Source organism: Aliiglaciecola sp. NS0011-25, from assembly GCF_040370605.1.
GTDB classification, from domain to species: Bacteria; Pseudomonadota; Gammaproteobacteria; order Enterobacterales; family Alteromonadaceae; genus Aliiglaciecola; species Aliiglaciecola lipolytica_A.
Genome location: NZ_BAABWR010000026.1, coordinates 1 through 19,970, shown reverse-complemented (window position 1 = coordinate 19,970; position 19,970 = coordinate 1). Strand labels below are relative to the sequence as shown.

Genomic DNA, 19,970 nt, shown 5'->3' with positions numbered 1-19,970 from the left:
AGTGTTTTTACAAAGTGTACGTTAGGAATAAACCTTTACGAAAATAACAAACGCAATTTAAAAATTCATCCTTCTGGACAAAAAGTGATCGCTTACAGTTTGTTTAGATTTTTTTGAGGAAAACAAAATATGGAAAACTTAATGTTTCTTGTTCCCATGGCAATCATGATATTTGGCTCCTACTTTGTCTATAAAAAAAGTAAAGCTAACAGCAAATAATAAGACCGGTGTTCTGTCCTCTGGGCCAAGGATGGCCCGTACTTTAATGCACTGAAAGCGCTTCCAGTTGGTGGACTGAAAATGCTAATGAAATCGTCTTAACATGTAGGACGTGATAACTCTTTTAAATTGTCCTTTGATCTCAATTAAATACCAAAAATTTTTCAAAAAAATCCATTTATACCTGGGACATTGATTTTAAAAGCGTTCACAAAAGTACATAAACTTTGGTGAATTTAATTTTTTTTTGTAACTTAAAGGTGTTCTTAACAACTTAACAAAAGAGGCAACATCTTGAATCTACACAACGAAACGTTTTCAAAGCACGAAGATCCTATGACTAAAGCAGAGCTTAATGAAAATATATTGCAACGAATATATATTTTGGAACAAGAATTGAAGAAACTTAACGAAATAGACGAAAACAAGTGGATTAGCTTAAAAGAAGCGGCAATAAGACTATGCAAGAGTCCGGCCGCGATCCGACAAAAAGTCAAGAATCCTGACAATATGATGGCTAAAAATGTCGTATGGAAACAAAAAACTAAAGGAGCAGAAATTCTAATCAATCTGCAAAAGTATCGTAGATTTCTTTAATCCTAGCAAAAGAAAAACATCATGACTCAGACTACCCAAAAATCATTTGAGCTTACAAAAAGCGATCCGCTTTATTTGGCATTACAGAAAGCAACTGGTATTCACTTAAAAAACGACAAACTTTGCCTGCAATTTAAAGTTCCGTCTAAAAATGTACCGGTCAAACGTTCCCTCGGTTGGCCTCTTTCCAAAGAAAACCTGCAAATGGCGGAGTTGAAACTTGCCAACATTAAGTTGGATATACAAAATCACTCATTTAAAAATGATGAGCAGTCTTTCTGGGAAAAGCATTTCCCGACTCATTCTTCCAATCTTAGTAAAATAAGATTGGAAGAATGTATTGATGAATATTTGTCAACCCAACAAAATAGGATTTCAGACTCATTTGCTAGCAAGCTCAGAACAATCAAAAACTGGTTGAAAAGAGAAAGTATGCTGCGCAAGTTCATATCAGAAATCACGGCGGCTCAAATTGATGATATTAGGGAGAGAAAAGCGAATCAATGCCGCGCCGTAACCGTAAATGATTACACTTTCACATTGAATAGGATCTTCAAATATGCTCTTAAAAAAGGTTACGTGAAAAATAACCCTTTAAAAGACATTACCCCTCTTGAGCCAGATGACAATGTTGACGAGGATAAATACACTGTTGAGCCGTTTTCGAAAGATGAACTTAAAAGACTGTATAATGTTATTCACATTCCACAGACTAAACGTATCATCAAACTAGCGGCACTGACAGGATTGAGGCATGGTGAGCTTTTCGCACTTGGATGGGAAGACGTAGATTTGGAGAATTGTGTTATACATGTAAGACATAGTTTGACCAGAGAAGGCAACATAAAACCTCCTAAAACCGCAGCTGGTGTCCGCAAAGTTTACCTTGTACCTGAAGCCGTTAAAGTTCTTAAAAAGCAGAAAAAAAAGACATTTAATAAAAATCCAGTCCTAGAAACAATCCATTTTAAAAATCAAAAATTTAAAAAAGAATTCAAGCGTCGCGTTTTTTTAAGCAGAGGCTCAAAACCATATAAACGGCCTGAAATAAGCTCCTCTCCAAAACAGTGGAAGAACTGGTTGATTGAAGCACAGGTTGATCACCGTCCTGCATACCAACTTCGACATACATACGCAGCTACAATGCTAAAAAATGGAGCTGAACTGAATTTCTTGGCAAAACAAATGGGACATACTGATTGGTCAATTATCACGAGAATATACGGTAAGGTAATTAAGGATGACGAAGAAGCTCACTTTGAAACCATCCTCGGCAACATAAAGTCCGGTTAGGTGTTGTCGCTCATTTTGGACCTACAACCTTTCTTTGAATTTAGAGTTCCATTTGACAGTCAGCGATGAGCGCTCAAGAGACGTTTACATTTTCAGATTGAGCCACTCTATATACAATATTAGGTATTTGTAGGACTGGATATTTCAACTTGTTTGATTTATTTATTGAAAGGCTATAATGTGCTGAAATTAAAGTGAAATATACAGGATGTTTTTATGAGATTTGGATTATTCATAGTTTTGTTGTCTGTCAATATGACTCATATAGCTAATGCTACACTTGTTTCATCTTCCGAACCTATCATTCCTTTTGTAGACCGAAATGTTCTCAGTTTTTCAGAATATCAATACATTTACGAGAATGGAAACGGCAGAATAATTAACGGCAATTCAATTCACGTAAGTGGCATGGATATAGAGTGGTTACCGTTGAACTTCACCACAAATCATTCTTACAACGAAATACTGGAATTAACACGATCAGGGCAGAAATTCGATGGATGGAGATTGGCTTCATCCGCTGACATTATTGATCTGACTACTATTTTTATGGGCGGCCCAGTAGATTTTAACATGGAGTTCAGCGACCCAAATGATACTTTCCAAATACCTGAGTGGGAAGGTGCAATGGATGCACTACACCCATATTTTAGAGATACATTTGGTATCTATGTTATTGAAGAAAATCCTGATTTATATGATAGATTGGACATAAGCGAAGGATATTGGAACGTTGGTGGACATTTCAATGATGACCAAAATTTAACTGGTTTTAGCAGCAATGAAAATGCACCTACCTTTTTTGTCAGTCAGGTCTCAACAGCCCGTGGAAACGGGGCTATAGACCGCACTGGCATGGGAGACTACATTTCAGTAGGCACATTTGGTGGTAGAGAACAAAAGTATCCAACATTTGGTTCGTTTCTCGTTAAAGACATCGTACATGTAGACGAACCCTCTACGCTTTTTCTATTCATTATGTTTCTTGTTTTTGCTGTTAGACAGCGACATTTAAAATGCTAGAGATCGGCCATAATATAATAATGATAAATGCATGCAGTTTTATACAATAGTGATTTTGAATCAATGACTATATAAGGCACAATTGAGTCAGACTCAGTTATATGGTCTATCAGTGCTCTCTAGGACCGCAAGGGCGTCATCAACTTCGATACTTAGGTAGCTAACGGTACTTTTGTGCGAGGACAAGCAGTTGTTGCTTGTGGTATCACCTGCATAGGACCATGGCGCAGCGTGAAGTCCCCTAGGATCAATCAAGCGTTATCACTTGAGGATTCATCTATTTTCATAACTTCCTCCGTTTTCTTATGGCTATTGCCCCCTAAAAAAGCCCAAAATACGTAGACTACATTTACAAGCCAAGCGAGGAGGCTTAGGTATTTTGTCCCTTGCAAGCGCTACGAGCATTTATGTGCTTATTAGTGATTATTAATTTGATAAAGGTTGCCTTCATCTGCATTAGGGCCTAGAGGCACAAAACTATGATGAATCGCGACTCTCATTCCATCTGGAGTAACTGGCCGAGTTAAAACCCTACATACGCCTCGTTCCATTAAGAAAGATAGATATTGCTTAAGACCTAGCATGGCGTACCCTTTTGCAGAGTTCGAATATGCAGCTATTCCACCTATGTATACATCAGTGAATTTTCTTCTTTCAGGAACTATATGCCCTACTTCCATAGTTGCCCCAGTCACCTCACCTTTAAGGAACATTTCAACAGCTTCTTCTTTCATAGGTATTACGCAAAAATATCCTTCAAAAGACTTAATCTTCTTTTTGTCAGAAAAAATGGTTTTTTCAATTACCCAAAAAATAGTTTTATTATGGCTATGCCACTTTTTCATAGTTTCAAGTGGTGAAACGTTCCAATCATAGAGGTCTGTGGCGATATCATAAATTTTAAGAAGATCTGCTTCATTAGCTTTCCTGCAGTCAAAATATTTACAATTTTTTAAGAAATACTGAGCACTTAAACCAACTCCATATAAGATTAGAAAAGCGAAGCCAGCCAACAACAGGACTACTCCAGGAATCCAAGAAAAGAAACTAACCGTTTGTAACCATTCGGGAAGCATAGTAATTGTTTCAGGTTTTAAAGCATAAAAGCCTAAAAAAGCTCCTGCTATCGCAAAGCACGTAATGGATATAGGTAGAAAATTTTTGGGATTCACTTGATTCTCCTTGTAATCACTAACGCCTTGAGAAGGGTCTCCGGTTACGGAGTTATCTTCACCCGATAAAATGGACATCATCCACCATTTAAGTTACTGCTAATTCGAACTCATCAGGTGTTTTATATCCTAAGCTCGAATGCAAGCGCTGTCTATTGTAGAAATAATTTAAATATCCATGCAGTTTAGAGTGCAGACTACTGCTCGTTTCAAATTGAGACTGTAATTAATTTTGTGTAACTGCCTATCTCAATTTACTCTTTAGAGAGTTAAGGATAGGCAGATGAATATGAACAAAAAAGAGCTTGAAGCTTTCGCAAAGGAAGCAGCCAAGGGAATTAAAACACCTGAGGACTTAAACGAATTCAGTCAGATGTTGAAGAAAATCACTGTTGAAGCGGCATTGAACACAGAAATGGATGAGCATCTTGGTTATGAGAAGCACAAAAAGTCCACCTCAGTGAACAGTCGTAACGGTAAAAGCAGCAAGCGAGTTAAAACCGAAGATGGTGAGTTTGAACTCAATACACCTCGCGACCGTGACGGCTCCTTCGAACCCAAGCTGGTCAAAAAGCATCAATCCCGCTTTACGTCCATGGACGATAAAATCCTCTGGCTTTACGCACAAGGCATGAGCACTCGTGAAATAGTCAACGCATTCGATGAATGGTACGGTGCGGAAATATCGCCGACACTGGTTTCTCGCGTCACTAATGCGGTTATTGAGCAAGTTGTGGAATGGCAGTCGCGTCCATTAGACTCTATTTTCCCGATTGTGTATCTCGACTGCATCGTGGTCAAAGTACGCCAAGATAAACGCATCATCAACAAATCTATTTTCCTGGCCTTGGGTATCAATACTGAGGGTCACAAAGAGCTGATGGGCATGTGGATTGCTGAGAACGAAGGGGCTAAGTTCTGGCTGAACGTCCTAACGGAACTTCAGCAGCGCGGTGTGGAAGACATCCTCATCGCCTGTGTCGACGGTCTGAAAGGCTTCCCTGACGCCATCAATGCTGTATTCCCACAAACGCATATTCAACTATGTACCGTACACATGGTGCGTAATTCGTTGAAATACGTGTCATGGAAGGACTACAAAGCCGATACAACAGACTTAAAGCGCGTGTACCGTTCTTCAACCGAAGATGAGGCGCTGCTTGAGCTTGAACGGTTAGCAGAAATATGGGATAGCCAGTACCCTCAAGTCGCTAAATCATGGCGTACGCACTGGCATAACCTCAACACCTTGTTCAACTACCTTGAGGACATCCGCAGGGCAATTTACACGACCAACGTCATTGAGTCATTGAGCAGCGTTATCCGCAAGGCCATCAAGAAACGGAAAATCTTCCCTAGCGACGATTCTGCGAGAAAAATGGTGTACTTAGCCATTAAAGACACCAGTAAGAAATGGTCGATGCCGATTCAAAACTGGCGTCAGGCGATGAGTCGTTTTATTATTGAGTTCGAGGAACGCCTCGAAAAACATATTAACTAAATGGCAGTTACACAGAATCTGTTACAGGCTCGACTAATCGAGTAGAGACTCTATTTTCTGTTTAGTGGCTTTAGGCTCACTGAGGTGAGTGACTAACATCGAAGAGCTTCCAGTCCCAGTAATCTTTAATGTGCCTCTACCTAATAAGCGATCAATTATCCCTTGCCTAACTTCAATGGTTTCAATCATCGGTACTCGCGTCTCTTCAGTATGCACTGATATAACACCTGACTTAGTAACGAACCTTTTGCTGGTTAAAGCGCGTTCTGACATTTTGACTTCAAACAGTTGATAAATAGTACCAAGTGCACAAATTAAAGCTCCAAAGACTAAAGCTGAAGCACTGGAACCTGCATAGCTGATAATGTTGATTAACCAAGCAATACCTAAAACAATAGCTAGTATGGCAAGAACAACTGTTGAAATCCATATCGACCAATGAAACTCAAATTGTTCCTCAATTGTTTCATCTTTTCCTAATGAGTCTTTAATAAACGACATACCATTCCTCTGATATTTAATTACACGTAACAATGCTAATTAGTAAAGTATTCAAGACTAGTGTACTGAAGATGTTTTGAAAATCACATATTTTTTATTAATGATTTCACCACCCAATTAAACATGTATGTTTACCTTGATTAGATCACTCGTGGTAAACACTGTCTGGTTACTAGCGGCAAAGGCATTCACTCCTTCCATGGAGATTTCAGCAGACGGCATAGTAGCCAAAAGCCCATTGCAATGGTTGGGGCACGATGAAGGCGGAAGGCCGCCCCGCCATAAACATTTAGAACAAAGGAGGAGCCTTCTCAGACTTAAATACACGAATGTCGTCCGGTAGCGACGTGACTCAGCGTATTGATGAGCAGCCATCCTTTAGTGCAGATTTACTTGAACTTATTCTTCGACAAGCCAATATTCTGGCTGCATGGAAACGAGTTTGATCGAATAAAGAGACCGCTGCCATCGATGAGATGACCATTGATGACTTCCCCGTTTGGGCAAATTATGGGAATTGGAAACGTATAATGGCTGAGCTTTGCTCAAGCCAATACCGACCAGCACTAGTAAAACGAGTGGAAATTGACAAGCTCGATGGCGGTATACGTCAATTGGGTATCCCGACCGTGGTTGGCCGTGAGATCCAACAACCAATTACTCAAGAGTTAACACACATTTTCGCCCCAACCTTCTCAAACAATAGCTTTGGGTTCAGGCCGAATCGAAATGGACAACAAGCAGTGAAACAGGTGCAAGCGATCATTAAAATGGCACGCCGTTTTTCCGTAGATGTCGTTCAGCCTAAGTTCTTACCGCGTTGACCACGATTTAATAATGACGCTCCTTGCCTGTAAAGTGAAGGATAAGCGACTACATAAATTGATTCAACGTTACTTGCGAGCTGGGGGTATCGATAACCAGTTTTATAGTGAAAGTCGAGAAAGAGTTCCACAGGGCGGACCATTATCTCCGCTACTGGCTAACATCATGCTCGATCCTTTGGACAAAGAGCTGGTGAATTGTTATGCCAAAAAGCCGATGTTTCTTCGTATAGTTCGAATTGCTTATAGTAAATATTCATTTTCGCTTCAAAAGTTTGGTTCTAGCTTCGTTAAATTCCTCTTCTGAGATATGACCGTCTACTTTGAGCTTCGCCCACTTTGTTAATTCATCAGCAACAGAGTATTGCTTCAATTTTTCTCCTTTGATTATTTCTACCTCTGAATGTTTTATTGAAGCTTTGTCTGATTGGGTTTTTGTTGACAATATTCCATTAACCTCTATCCACTCTCTATGTTTAATCATCGGAGAATAGAATAAAACTTGAACCGCAATCAAATAGACACAAGCAATTCCAGAGAATATTAACGAAGCAAAGAACACATCCTTATGCCAGCTATTCCCATAAATGGAATAATAAAATCCGCCATAAAAAGACGTCAGAGCGCAAATAATTAAAGCTATCCAAGCATAGCCCTTAAAGTTTTTGACCGCGATATCAATGCAGGAGAAGTCTTGATTCTTCTTCATCATATATATGCCAAAGCCCAAAAATATGACTGGAATAACGCCGAAAAGAAATACTATCGAAAGGGCCATCAAGAGTGAAAAAATAAGTAGCTTACCTTGATCGCCACTACTCAAAGGTTGATTTTGCAATGTACTGTCCTTTTAAAATGTTGTGCTTAACATATGAGGATTTTAGGAGCGCTGTACCAGCGAGTAAAACTCCCATCATGACGTTATGTGCCGGAGTTAGACTGCATTTTTCGGATGCAGCGGTAAGAGTTAGTCAACACACTATGCTGCCTTACACTATAGTAACCCGCAACCCAAGATCGCAATACTGGAAACAAAAATGCGGCCGCTAGAAGCAACAACATAATCAAAAATAAAACCGCTAATTGCCAATTAGAATAAAAAAGACCGATTGGGCCGGCAACGAAAATTAGTGCTGCTTCTACACTCTGACTTTTAATTTTAGCGGATTCAATATCCAAGTATCACATAAGCACATAACAGTTAAATGATGCGGTCCCCTAAGAACCCTCTATTAATTTTTATGAGGATTTTATACCTAAACAATTATTTTTATCTAGATAAAAGAATAGCAAGTTTGAGTTTTTATCTTTCAACTCGATGCTATCGTTTACGAATATAAGATCAGAAAAACCTTCTTGAACAATAATTTTTAAAGGAGTAGTTTCTAAATGACCACATTCGCCTACAACGAACCTAAACTCTTTTTGATATGAGTATGCAGAAGATTTACAAGCAAACGACCATTCTTGTTTGTTACTTGAGTATTTGACATTACCATGCTCTAAATTTAGCTCTATAGCTGAACGTAACCTATTGACAAATCTTAGAAGGTTCTCGCGAGGAAGAAACGCGAAATTTTCTCCAAACTCCTTTCGCATCATTTGTATGTTTTGATACAGATTGTCGAATTCAATATCTGACTCGGGCATATCGAAAGCAAACCAACAGTGAAGCCATCGATCTTTCAAACCTCCAAGGTACGTTGTTGAATCTGTGATTCCTTCTATTTCCGTACCATTAATTTGAATTTTTACAGAATCGTCCCCTCTGGATTTTCGGTAAGCGTGAAAGCAGGATTCGTGAGGATCAGAAACACCATCGGCCGGTGATTGCCTATAAAACTCTGGCGTATTGCAATAAAAAAGTCCATCCTCAAAGCTTTTAAGCTTGTCTAAATCTCGAAAGAATTTTATATATCCTATGCGCCTTCCACTGCCCATTATTCATCCTCATAGACACAATGGCTCCCTGTGAAATGCTAGTCTCCACATTTTCGTCGGTTAGCTAAAAGCCACCAGAGCGCTGGCCGGAACCCAAATTAGTTTGTTCAATACTAAATCATTTGGATGCTAGCATGAACAAACATAGCATAATTTATTTGGCATTGGATACTCACAATGAATTTAATGAAGTGGCTTATTGTGAAGAACAAGAAGGGTCGTACCTATTCGCTAAGGTCGTATTCCACTTTCTAAAGTCAGTATCAAAAAGCTTATCTGCCAATTTGAACCTAAATACCCAGGTGCAACATTACATGTTGTCTATGAAGCAGGAACGTGTGGCTATTGGATTTATCGTTTGATCACCAGCCAATATCTCGACGGATATTCAACTAGGACAGGAAGGCTTACCCAAAGGTATCGTCGATATTGCTTGGAAAGCACAACTTCGATTGTGTAAACGCTATCAACGCATGAATAAAAAAGGCAAACATTACAATTTAATCATTACTGCAATTGCCCGAGAAATGGCAGCCTACATTTGGGCCATTGCCAAAGAGGTGGTACTCACACCAGTAAACCCCAAACTAAGATTAAGTCGAGTACCCGCATGATGACAAGTTTTGAGTTAACGCATTCGGATCAGGCCACGGAATGTGGCACAACCTACGAGGGCGTTATGATGGCAGTAACTTAACCGTTATTGATCCACGAGCATAGACTGATGAGAAGGAGCAACCGGTGACCGGCGCGGGACAAAACGAGTAAGGTCAGCTCTGCTTATTCACTGAATAAGTAACCTACGGATACCAGCATAACAACCGACAACATTACTTCCTCATCCGGTGCGTTAGCTCAATTTATTTGAGTGAAAGAATAACTAATTATGGACCGAAAAAATGTCAGGGAAATACTCGGTTTTTATTGACAAAGGGAGTGATACCAACGCCCCGCTTTGGGGCAAAAATACGTGGGCTATAATTACGAGCGAAGCGAGGACGGCCCAAGTGTTTTTGTCCCAGCACGCACCGCGTGCGTCTACAGCGGTTTGTTATGTGCTCTTTCTTAGATTAATACAAACTTCTGGGCTCTTTTATAGTCGCCGCCATCAGGAACAACAAAATATTCTGCGTGCAATTTGGGCAAACGATCTTTTTATTTTCACTTGAACCTTTAACTTGTCCACTTTTTCCTAGTAGTGGATGGTTACGAATACAACTACACAGCCAGCTCGCATTATTTCCGGTTGCAATAGCAATTCTTGTTTCATTATTTAACTCAAGCGGCATTTCATTTTGATTTTGTGGCATAATTTCTCCCTAGCACATAACATCAATCTTAGAGATACAGCTGGCATTTTTTGGCCCTAAAACTTTTCGTCTGATTACAGTGTTTTGATGTGTACAAAGTCAACTTGGCTTGAAATATAGACTAAGCAAAGCTAACAAACTCACAAAATACGGAAAATAAAGGTCTAGGTTTTCTCTGCTTTTGATAAAAGCATTAAACTGATAGTTCGCCTCGAACTTCAAAAGTGAGAGAAATTTCCTTCTAGTCCATTTTTTATCGAATCTATTTAGCTCTATATTGGCAGTATAAAAGTAGTCAACTCCATATTCATCAACACTCTTCGAGTCATAAGTTAAGTTACGTTTGAAGAGACCTGTAACCTTATAGGAAGGGGATTGAATTCCAGGCTCATCGCCTGCGTATACCTTAATTGCAGGGCTTAACAAACCAGTGAAATCATGTTCATGAGGATTAAAATTCAACACTCTATAATCACTTAATAAACGAGAAGTCCAAAAGTTAAAAAGCTTTTCATGATACTCCCTTGCATATCCAAAATACCTGAGTGTGAGATACAGTATGGTGCCCACAAAAAGATAAGATAAACTAGCAGCCTTGGTAAATTTTAATTTGAAAATGAATGTATTAGTTTCTTCTAATGTGGCGCCAGTAATATTTAGCGCGATAAACACTACACAAACAGATATTAGAAGTTTACGCTTTTTCTTTAGGCCATCATCGTTATCTATCTGGCTTCTAAATTCTTGTAATTTTATCAAGATAACCTCAATCCTTTATTGGCACATAACACTTAATTAGGCGGCGATTTGTATTGGCTAAAATCTGCAACAAAAGAGCGAAGCGAAGTGCAGCTTTTAGCCAATACAAATTGTCCGAAGGAACGACAGTGACTGACTTTATTTTTTTATATAACGGTCTAAAATACATATTCGTAGTTACTCAATTCCCAAGTCTTCCCAACTATTCTTAAATGTTTTGGATAATTTTTGTTTTCATCAAACCAGCAAAGAATTTTTGTCTTTTTATCGCATTTTTTTAAAAGGTGCTCTATTTCTGACTTTCTAGATGAGTATTTCTTATGCTCGCTTCCCCATGCGATGAATACGGTATCTGTAGTCATTAATTCTCTCCCAATGACTTCATAATTTTCGTTTTTACCAATATCTAATTTACCTTTTAGTTCCTTTTGTTCAGTTGCCATTATTGGAAATAGATTTACCAGAGTCACTGAGCCAAACTTTAGGTCGATGCATTGATTAATGATGTTGCAGAACGTATTGTCCATTCTTAATACATCGGCTTTACTTGGATTAAGGAGAATAAACAGGGCTGACGGCTCTTCTATATCCCATGTTTTTTTTAAGGTGAATCTCAGTTTCCTGTCCTCAGAAAACTCAGCTTTCACTTCAATATTCGCAGAATCAACAACCATCTTAACAAGTCCTTTTAGTTACACAACTCAAAGCTAAGTGGCGTGCGTTAGCACGTCCTTGCTTGAGCATTTTGCTGAATGCTTTAACCAATAGTTTCAATAACATAATTAACAAAGGCTGAGCAGCAAATCAGCATAAATCTAGCATCGGTTTTCGTTAAAGTTTCTTCTTCGAGAAGTGCGTGTCTTATACCGTCGGCATCATTGGTATAACCATATAAAGAGGAAAAGGCAGATTTTAATGCTGGGTGCATTTTCGCTTCTCTTTCTAGCTTTTTAAGCACAGCACCTAATGTTGCTTTTTCATCTCCTGAAACCTGTTTTGCGAGAGACTCTACTGCCGAGATGGATTCTTTAATAGAATTTCTATAGTCAGGGTTGAGCTTGTCTGAATGAAGAGATAAAGCACGTTTAAGGTGATCTTTCACACCTCCGTAAGGTGTCGCTTCTCTTATGGCAGTCTCTATTGAATTTATTTCTTCCTTAGAGGTTATTTTAGCAAGTTTTCCATCAACGAACCGGTATGCTGAATTCTCTCGTTCAAGGTTAAAATTGCATGCTTCAATAAACTTGCCTTTATGAGCTTCGGCTCCATTATGAGTGACAAATTCCACGAACTCATAGACTTCCCACCATTCCGCACGAAAGAAGTATTTTCTTAAGTTTTGAAGGCAGGACTCCCAATAGTCATCTATAGAGTCAATCGGCTTCTTGAAATAATGAATCCAGAGGGCTAAGACGAGGTCCTCATGGTTCGAATTTCTAACGTAGTCAGAACGGCCGTAGAAGCTGTCACCGGGTGATTCATAATTTTCCCAGTAAAAAAGTGAGAGAGCATTCCATAGACCATTTCGCAGATCTTCATCTATAGAGTCGATTTGAATAACTTTTTCTGCTGGATTTATACCGATACGTTGCGAAAATAGCATATCACTCCTTGGCATTTAACGCCCTAATAATGTGCAAATATCAATTGGTTAAAATAAGCGACGCAGGAGCAAAAGCCAACTGTTATTTGTCGCTTTGATTTTGCTTGTTAGTTGCTGCCGTTTAGTCCTGACAGAGCGCTATGTTCTATAAACTCTTTGACTGTTTTATTTTGTTTTTTTGCCTTCTCTTCTATTTTCTGATAAACATTAATATCAAATTCAACCTCGACTTTTTTAGGTTTCAAATCTGTTACTGCAGCCCATACAAGCAGTGTGGCTAAACTGATACATAAAGCCAATTTTGGAGGAAACTTTTCTTGAATTTCATCGATTAAATGTGAAGCCTCTTTAGCCAACTTAGCCATTAAATAAATTGCAAAAGCAAAACCCAAAAATGTAATGAAGTATGACAAGTAAACACAATTTCCAGTGGTGAAATATTTACCAATTACCGGTATTGAAAAACCAATTACTACAAAAATAGCAGGCGAAGAGAGCTGTGATATGCGGTTAGATATATGTTGTAATTGATTTCTAAGACAGCTTTTAATTGAACACTTTTTGAATATTAATGACAAAAACACCAAAAATGAAACAACTATAAATAGAGAACCTATGGTAAGAAAAGGAATATGATCGAAAACCAGTCCTAGTAAAAAGCTGCTATCAACATGAGCGGGCAAAGTAACTTTGTCCAACGCCCACATCATTAATGAAACGAAAATGCCAAACAAAGTAAAAAACAAAGCATCTTTGCTATCTAAAACTTTCTTCTGGTGCATGCATTAAATCCTTTTTGCAACTAACGAGGGGGGGGGTAAAAAAACTCTCACCTTAAAATTTACTATAAAAAATAGCCTAATCTGACCTTGAAAACGCGCGGCTTCGTAAAATCTGGATAGGTTTCACTATTGAACAGCAATTACATTTAAAGCAGAACACTGTAGCTTTTTGGCTCCAACCTTTTTCTACAACCACAACGAGGGTGTAGAAAAACCCTCACCTTAAAATTTACTATAAAAATTAGCCTATTCTGACCTTTAAAACGCTCTGCTACGTGAAATCTGGATAGGTTTCACTATTGATCAGCAATTACAGTTAAAACAGAACACGATAGTTTTCTGGTTCCAACCTTTTTCTACAGCCTCAACGCTCGCATAACGGGCCTAATAAAGCTCGGCTAAAATTGATGAAACACGAACTAAGCCAAGCTTTATAAGTCCATGCGTTGATGCACTTGTTATGTTTCAGTTGCCGCAGCTCCGGCTAGCCCTTTTAGAAGAGACTCCATAGCCTCGGCACCATCATTTAAGGCCCAACCTTGATACAAGCGCTTCATTCCGTCTTCTTGTTCATTTACCAACACTCCACTGGAAATAGCAAATTCTCTTGCCATTTGATACGCATCAGGCTGATCGTTTTTAAATTTTTCCAACATAGCTAAGCTGGCAAACATAAAACCTCTTTTATCACCTTCGGTATAACGTGGCGAATTCTTCAAAATTTTGGCCGACTGATACTCAATACTTTTAAGCTCTGAAACCTGAAGTTGAAGCAGATCTTTTTCAGCTTTAACTGTCGCGCTGTAATTTATGAAAAAAGAAGTTATTAAAACAATAAATATCACATATGCCACATGGATTAGCTTTGACTTAACGCCGGCGAGCTGCATCAAATAGCTTATTATCGAGGCGATACTACCAATGATTCCCACCGTAATAATCAAATTTTGCACTTAATACTCCATGAAACATAACGTCCGATTTTGCTGGCTATACTTGGCGAAGAATGAGCCCAAGCCAGTGAGATTGTGTCCGCAATATACGTTTGTTATTGCGCTCCCAACTTCACTATCGCGGCTTTACAGCCACAAGCCGTTTGCACAATAATGCGGTCAATATAATTACCTAAATAATAAACCAAATCACCAGAAAACTGCAACTTTTGATAAACGTTACATTGAACTGGTTTTGATAAAACTGGTTGGGGGCTGGAAGAGTTAAAGACAAAAAAACCGTTAAGCGAATGCGGAAAAGGAAGTAATTACCTCGAAGAAACACTGAAAATATCAGCCTTTGAAGTAAATGATGATTTAACATGGCAAAGCGCCAATCGTGGTAAAGCGGCCAATTACTAAGCCGACCCCACACAAATCCAGACGTGCGGAATTACCGCATCCGGCTCTTCAGTTATATATTCACCCGTGTAAGTCACACGCAACTTAATACCAGTCAACATCGATCACTCTTTTGCTAACTCGTAGCTTCTGTATTTTAAAATACTCTAGCATCTTCTTAAAACTACGCTAATTGTAACTTCGACAGCCACTGCGCCTGTTGAGCCATTTGTATAGACCATTACACTACAATGCGTTTAGAAAATAAATCCATCACCACAGCTAAATACAGGGCCCCTTGTCTCGTCTGGACATAAGTAATGTCTGATGACCAAACAGTATTTGGTTTATCAACGTTAAATTGTCGACTTAACAAGTTGTCAGCCAAAGGATAGCTTGGAGGCTCTTGTGAGAAGCGTCTACACCTCTTTCTAGGGCATCCTTTTAAACCGATTTTTTTCATCAATTTAGCGATACGGTTCTTTCCATATCGATAACCCAGTGCCTATAGGTCAGAGTAAATCCGTGGAGCACCATAGACTCCCTTGCTTGTTTGATAAACCTGTTTTATCAAACCAATCAACGAATGATTGACTTGCTCTGTTGCGCTCTCTGGACGTTTAAGCTAAGCACAAAGCCACTCCGAGAAACCCTCAATATTCGGCACCTCATGGTAACGGTATACTGTTTGCGGTATCGCTTTATACATTCCAGTTTTACTCGGATTCCTTGGCGAAGTACGCCACCGCTTGCTTTAAAAAATCTCACTCCTGCTTAACTTGCTCCAACTCCTCCCTCAGCTTTACGATTTCATCATTTCTGACTTGCTTTGTTATCAATCATTCCATTTTCAGATGTTCTAAGCAGAGCCATACGCTTAAACTCCGCTGGATATCGTAGATAAGATTTTCCTTTTGCCATTTCACACCCCTCGATATATTTATACACCTCGTTTAGAGTGTCCTCAGAAATGGGGTAAGACTACACAGAGGTCATTAAATTACGACAAAGTAGGTGGCTTCAATAACAGCCTGATAGCTTGGGTTAATATTTAAAATAACCTAAATCAGGTTAAGATTAATTCAACAGTGTCTTTAGGCATGCAAAAGGCCACTTCATGAAGTGGCCTTTTTATTTTTGACTTTCAAACGGCACTATTTGGAATTGGGAATATATTTTTATAGGTTGTCCCCTATTTGTCCCCATGAGCCTCAAACATATATAATTATCTTTTATTTCAGATATTTAACCTTAAAACGGCATCTTGAAGCCAGGAGGTAGGGGCATTCCCCCTGTTACATCACCCATTTTCTCTTTAGTTGTTTCTTGAACACGACGTACAGCATCATTAATCGCAGCGGCAACAAGATCTTCAATCATCTCTTTATCGTCTTCCATTAAAGATGGATCGATATCTACTCGTCTGACATTATGATTACAAGTCATGGTAACTTTAACTAAGCCAGCACCAGATTCTCCGGTGACTTCAATTGTCGCTAATTCTTCCTGTGATTTTTGCATGCGCTCTTGCATTTGCTGCGCTTGCTTCATGATATTACCCATACCACCTTTAAACATAACACTCTCTCTTTATTGGTAAATTAAATTAGCGAGGCTTGATACTAGACTCTATCACCTGCGCAGAAAATATATTTTTAATTCTATTTATTTCAGGATTCGTTTCAGCAACATTTTTTGCATGCTGCATTCTTACCTGATTAATGGTTTGCTGCACTGCAAATGGTGTACTTATTGGCTGACAATGCTCAATACGTAATTCAATTTGTTGCTGAAAAAGTTCACTTAAAGCCTGTTGTAACTGAATTCTAGCTGTATCAGTATCTAAATGTAGTTTCGAATCTAACAACTTCAAGGTCACAAGGTTATCATTTTTTTCATAAGACGAGTGCAGCGCTAATTGCTTAGTTAACGCGGTGACCTGCATTTGTTCGATTAATTGACTCCAAGTATCTAACTGACTGGAATGTATTACCTTTTCGCCATTTTCTAGAAATGCTGGCACGTCAAAATCCACATTCACTTCTACAGGTTCATTAAGATGAGCCATTGGATCGAACTCTTCTTGTATTTCCTCGTCATTTACAGCGACTTGCTCAGTGTCTGTAATACTTTGTGAATTTGCTGCAGTTTCAGGTAGCCAGGGTGGAGTATCCTGATTGTGTTGTTGTTCAGCATAATCACAATCAATACTAGCTTGTGATTTTGCATCTTCGTCTGCTAAAACGTCAGGGCTAACCGCCTGTTCGGATAAATCAATATGGCTATCAGAATCAGATTCTATTGGAATAATTTCGTTGCTAGGGTTAAATTGCGTCTCTGAGTTTTCAGAATTTGTAATTTGTGTACCAATCTGATTTTGAGCATCTATTTCTTGTTCTGAAATATCTTGGCTTTTTTCAATGACTGCAGAGTCTTCAATTATATTATTTGACTGAGGCTTGAATCGCGAAGGTAGAAAGTCATCTGTAGACTTTACTTCCTTTTTCTCTTCTTCATCCGAAGCCACTTCTAACTTAGAAAGTCTATCTTTTAGAGCAATCAGACTTTCAGTTGCTGATAACGAATTAGCCTGAACAGTAATATCATTGTGGCTTAGTTCAGATGGCGAAATCTGTTGCTCCGCCGTAGGTAAATTATTAACTTCATTTGTATCTGAATTTTGAACAGTGTTGTCTGCATGGAAATCTGCTAAATTGCTCTGCTGTTCAAAATATTCCTGATGGTAAACATCGGAATTTTCGTAATTTTGTTGGTTCTCATGGTTCTTCTGAGAATCTATATCTACAGGATTTTGAGCAACATTATCAACCTGAGTTGCTTGGATTTCCTGATGTAAATCATTTGCATTTGAACGTTCAGAACCTCTTGCTTGGGTTCCCACTAAGGAATTAGCTTGACGGATAATATCACTTTGTTGTTCAACAAGAGTTTGTTCTATTTCGTTTCCATTAAACTCAGCTTTTTCAACCGTTTTTTTTTCTCCAGTATCACTATGAATGGGAATCGATGATGTACTGGCTTTTGTGGTCAAACTGTTAGTTTCATCAATCGTCAAAGAAATCGGCGAAGGGTTGAATGCTAACATACGTAAAAGCGTCATTTCTAAACCTATGCGAGCATCTGCAGCATGGCTTATGTCTTTTTTGCCCTGCAAGGCAATTTGATACGCTAATTGAACTTGCTCAGGCGGCATCATTTTAGCTAATTGGTATACAGCCCGTGCTGCTACGGTTTCGAGCTTACAAGCTTCTGGTACGAATTGAGTCAGAGCAACTTGATGTAGCAAACTCATTAGCTCTGATAACACCTGTTCATAATTTACTGATTGTTGCGACATGGTTTCTATTTGCGCCATGACTTGTGCCGGCTCATTACTAAAAACAGTATGCAGTAGTTTGATTATTTGGCCTTTATCCATTAGGCCTAGCATATCGGTAACTATGACATTTGATACTTTGCCATCACCTTGAGCGATGGCTTGATCTGTCAAACTTAAAGCATCTCTCATGCTTCCTTGCGCAGCTCGAGCCAATTGCGATAATGCCTGAGGCTCGCTAAAGATATTCTCTTCTTTAAGTATATAACTTAACTGCTGAGTAATTTGATCCCGTGATAACGCTTTTAAATTGAACTGTAAACAACGAGACAGTATGGTCACAGGTAATTTTTGTGGATCGGTGGTTGCGAGCAAAAACTTCACATGTGGAGGCGGCTCTTCAAGGGTTTTTAAAAGTGCATTGAAGCTATGTTTAGACAACATATGCACTTCATCTATTAAATAAACCTTAAACTGTCCACGTGTTGGTTTGTATTGAACATTGTCGAGAAGCTCGCGCGTATCTTCAACTTTTGTTCTTGATGCTGCATCAATTTCCAACAGATCAACAAAACTGCCATTTTCAATATCCAAGCAAGTATGACACTTACCACAAGGATTAGCGCTTAAACCAGTTTCACAATTCAAGCTTTTAGAAAATATTCGTGCAATTGTTGTTTTACCAACTCCTCGCGTCCCCGTAAACAGGTAAGCGTGATGCAGTCTATTATTATCTAATGCGTTTGAGATCGCTGTAACAACGTGCTCTTGGCCAACCAATTCAGAAAATCGATTAGGACGCCATTTACGAGCAAGTACCTGATAAGCCATTAGACGTTATTCACCATCAAAATCGCATAAAGCATGACATTGAACGCCATGCTCATTTAGTTTAGCTTCGCCACCCAAGTCAGGAAGAGAAATGATAAAGCCAGCATGTTCAACTATTCCACCAAGTTTTCTAATCAAATTGGCAGTAGCAACCATAGTCCCGCCTGTAGCGAGCAGATCATCTATCATCAATACTTTTTCACCAGGCTTAATTGCATCAGAATGAATTTCTAACGTATCCATCCCATATTCCAGTTCGTATGATTCAGAAATGGTTTCCCGAGGTAACTTATTCGGCTTACGAACCGGAATAAAGCCTATCCCCATTTCTATTGCTAGAGGCGCGCCAAACAAGAACCCTCTAGCTTCAGTTCCAGCAATTTTATCAAATTTTAGTGGTGCAAACTTTTCTAGTAGTAAAGCAATACTGCTTGAAAAAGCGGTATGGTCTTCCAATACTGAGGTAACATCACGGAACAAAATTCCTGGTTTTGGATAATCAGGGACGGTTTTAACGATTGATTTTATATATTCAGCTGACACAGACTTCCTCTTAGTGGCTCGCTTAATTATTGGGGTTAAAGGTAAAACGTTAGCCAACCAGCGATAGCAGGTAAAAGAGGAAGTGCCAATAAGACAACAAGGGCCACTAATAAATATGTCCAGCTAAAAGGGTCTTTTTCAAAACTATGATCTTGCATTTTAAAACTCCAATAAATCCTATTTTAGAAGCGCCAAATAGTAATGCAAACAAGCTAAAATTAATAGGCTTAATCAGCTTTGATCGACAATTGTTACCTTTAAAGTAAGCTGCCAGTTAATATTCTCATCACTTATTAGAAATAGTATGAACAATTTTTAAACATAGATGGAAAAACAGATTACTTTAAGCCAATGGTAGCGTTAAATTTAGATTCCACGGGCTGAAGCCCGTGCTACGGGG

20 protein-coding genes and 3 pseudogenes are annotated in these 19,970 nt (G+C 38.8%); 7 read left to right on the top strand and 16 right to left on the bottom strand.

Going from position 1 to position 19,970, the window contains the following annotated elements; genetic code table 11:
* The first annotated feature begins 513 nt into the window (after positions 1-513).
* The 3 genes from ABWV72_RS18655 (at position 514) to ABWV72_RS18645 (ending at position 3,132) form a co-directional block, all read left to right on the top strand.
* Positions 514-816 carry a hypothetical protein gene (locus ABWV72_RS18655; protein WP_353372333.1) on the top strand — a complete coding sequence of 101 codons (303 nt, stop codon included), beginning with the start codon at positions 514-516 and terminating at the stop codon, positions 814-816.
* 21 nt (positions 817-837) lie between these two features.
* Complete coding sequence (locus ABWV72_RS18650; protein WP_353372331.1) at positions 838-2,109, top strand: tyrosine-type recombinase/integrase; 1,272 nt, start codon at positions 838-840, stop codon at positions 2,107-2,109.
* 255 nt (positions 2,110-2,364) lie between these two features.
* On the top strand, positions 2,365-3,132 hold the full coding sequence (locus ABWV72_RS18645; protein WP_353372329.1) for a hypothetical protein: 768 nt from the start codon (positions 2,365-2,367) through the stop codon (positions 3,130-3,132).
* A gap of 416 nt (positions 3,133-3,548) precedes the next feature.
* Here ABWV72_RS18645 and ABWV72_RS18640 read toward each other — a convergent pair whose 3' ends face one another.
* Together ABWV72_RS18640 and ABWV72_RS18635 are read right to left on the bottom strand one after the other, a co-directional pair.
* A complete protein-coding gene (locus ABWV72_RS18640) occupies positions 3,549-4,304 on the bottom strand; it encodes a hypothetical protein (RefSeq protein WP_353372327.1) in 756 nt (251 codons plus the stop codon).
* Positions 4,305-4,392: 88 nt separating this feature from the next.
* Positions 4,393-4,518, bottom strand: a pseudogene (locus ABWV72_RS18635) (IS3 family transposase); the annotation flags it as partial.
* A 75-nt stretch (positions 4,519-4,593) separates the two neighbouring features.
* On the opposite strand from ABWV72_RS18635, the gene ABWV72_RS18630 reads away from it, so the two are divergent.
* Positions 4,594-5,805 carry an IS256 family transposase gene (locus ABWV72_RS18630; RefSeq protein WP_353372385.1) on the top strand — a complete coding sequence of 404 codons (1,212 nt, stop codon included), beginning with the start codon at positions 4,594-4,596 and terminating at the stop codon, positions 5,803-5,805.
* 33 nt (positions 5,806-5,838) lie between these two features.
* On the opposite strand, the gene ABWV72_RS18625 is transcribed toward ABWV72_RS18630, so the two are convergent.
* Complete coding sequence (locus ABWV72_RS18625) at positions 5,839-6,306, bottom strand: PH domain-containing protein (protein ID WP_353372325.1); 468 nt, start codon at positions 6,304-6,306, stop codon at positions 5,839-5,841.
* Positions 6,307-6,836: 530 nt separating this feature from the next.
* On the opposite strand from ABWV72_RS18625, the gene ABWV72_RS18620 reads away from it, so the two are divergent.
* Positions 6,837-7,130, top strand: a complete 294-nt coding sequence (locus ABWV72_RS18620) for a hypothetical protein (protein WP_353372323.1) — start codon at positions 6,837-6,839, stop codon at positions 7,128-7,130.
* 256 nt (positions 7,131-7,386) lie between these two features.
* On the opposite strand, the gene ABWV72_RS18610 is transcribed toward ABWV72_RS18620, so the two are convergent.
* Both ABWV72_RS18610 and ABWV72_RS18605 read right to left on the bottom strand, forming a co-directional pair.
* Positions 7,387-7,968 (bottom strand): SHOCT domain-containing protein, encoded by a 582-nt coding sequence (locus tag ABWV72_RS18610; RefSeq protein WP_353372319.1) that lies wholly within the window; start codon positions 7,966-7,968, stop codon positions 7,387-7,389.
* Positions 7,969-8,369: 401 nt separating this feature from the next.
* Positions 8,370-9,071: a hypothetical protein gene (locus ABWV72_RS18605; protein WP_353372317.1), complete on the bottom strand. Its 702-nt coding sequence runs from the start codon at positions 9,069-9,071 to the stop codon at positions 8,370-8,372.
* Between the two features lie 134 nt (positions 9,072-9,205).
* Here ABWV72_RS18605 and ABWV72_RS18600 point away from each other — a divergent pair, with 134 nt between their 5' ends.
* Complete coding sequence (locus ABWV72_RS18600) at positions 9,206-9,433, top strand: hypothetical protein (RefSeq protein ID WP_353372315.1); 228 nt, start codon at positions 9,206-9,208, stop codon at positions 9,431-9,433.
* Between the two features lie 6 nt (positions 9,434-9,439).
* Positions 9,440-9,685, top strand: a pseudogene (locus tag ABWV72_RS18595) (IS110 family transposase); the annotation flags it as partial.
* A 456-nt stretch (positions 9,686-10,141) separates the two neighbouring features.
* Here the strand turns inward: ABWV72_RS18595 and ABWV72_RS18590 are convergent.
* From ABWV72_RS18590 to ABWV72_RS18540, 11 genes and pseudogenes are all read right to left on the bottom strand, one after another.
* Entirely contained in the window at positions 10,142-10,381 is a 240-nt protein-coding gene (locus ABWV72_RS18590; RefSeq protein ID WP_353372313.1) for a hypothetical protein, read from the bottom strand.
* 99 nt (positions 10,382-10,480) lie between these two features.
* Complete coding sequence (locus ABWV72_RS18585) at positions 10,481-11,140, bottom strand: hypothetical protein (protein WP_353372311.1); 660 nt, start codon at positions 11,138-11,140, stop codon at positions 10,481-10,483.
* A gap of 158 nt (positions 11,141-11,298) precedes the next feature.
* The gene (locus ABWV72_RS18580; RefSeq protein WP_353372309.1) at positions 11,299-11,814 is read right to left on the bottom strand and encodes a DUF1643 domain-containing protein; all 516 of its coding nucleotides are present in this window, start codon (positions 11,812-11,814) and stop codon (positions 11,299-11,301) included.
* Between the two features lie 83 nt (positions 11,815-11,897).
* Positions 11,898-12,743: an AbiJ-NTD4 domain-containing protein gene (locus ABWV72_RS18575; protein WP_353372307.1), complete on the bottom strand. Its 846-nt coding sequence runs from the start codon at positions 12,741-12,743 to the stop codon at positions 11,898-11,900.
* Positions 12,744-12,850: 107 nt separating this feature from the next.
* Complete coding sequence (locus tag ABWV72_RS18570) at positions 12,851-13,489, bottom strand: hypothetical protein (RefSeq protein ID WP_353372305.1); 639 nt, start codon at positions 13,487-13,489, stop codon at positions 12,851-12,853.
* Positions 13,490-13,983: 494 nt separating this feature from the next.
* Positions 13,984-14,478: a hypothetical protein gene (locus tag ABWV72_RS18565; RefSeq protein WP_353372303.1), complete on the bottom strand. Its 495-nt coding sequence runs from the start codon at positions 14,476-14,478 to the stop codon at positions 13,984-13,986.
* A 628-nt stretch (positions 14,479-15,106) separates the two neighbouring features.
* Positions 15,107-15,250 (bottom strand): annotated as a pseudogene (locus tag ABWV72_RS21235) (DDE-type integrase/transposase/recombinase); the annotation flags it as partial.
* An 860-nt stretch (positions 15,251-16,110) separates the two neighbouring features.
* Entirely contained in the window at positions 16,111-16,437 is a 327-nt protein-coding gene (locus ABWV72_RS18555) for a YbaB/EbfC family nucleoid-associated protein (protein WP_216047343.1), read from the bottom strand.
* A gap of 28 nt (positions 16,438-16,465) precedes the next feature.
* A complete protein-coding gene (gene dnaX / locus ABWV72_RS18550; RefSeq protein WP_353372299.1) occupies positions 16,466-19,027 on the bottom strand; it encodes a DNA polymerase III subunit gamma/tau in 2,562 nt (853 codons plus the stop codon).
* Positions 19,028-19,033: 6 nt separating this feature from the next.
* Positions 19,034-19,570 (bottom strand): adenine phosphoribosyltransferase, encoded by a 537-nt coding sequence (gene apt, locus ABWV72_RS18545; protein WP_216047345.1) that lies wholly within the window; start codon positions 19,568-19,570, stop codon positions 19,034-19,036.
* 35 nt (positions 19,571-19,605) lie between these two features.
* Positions 19,606-19,728 (bottom strand): hypothetical protein, encoded by a 123-nt coding sequence (locus tag ABWV72_RS18540; protein WP_289847863.1) that lies wholly within the window; start codon positions 19,726-19,728, stop codon positions 19,606-19,608.
* Positions 19,729-19,970 lie beyond the last annotated feature (242 nt).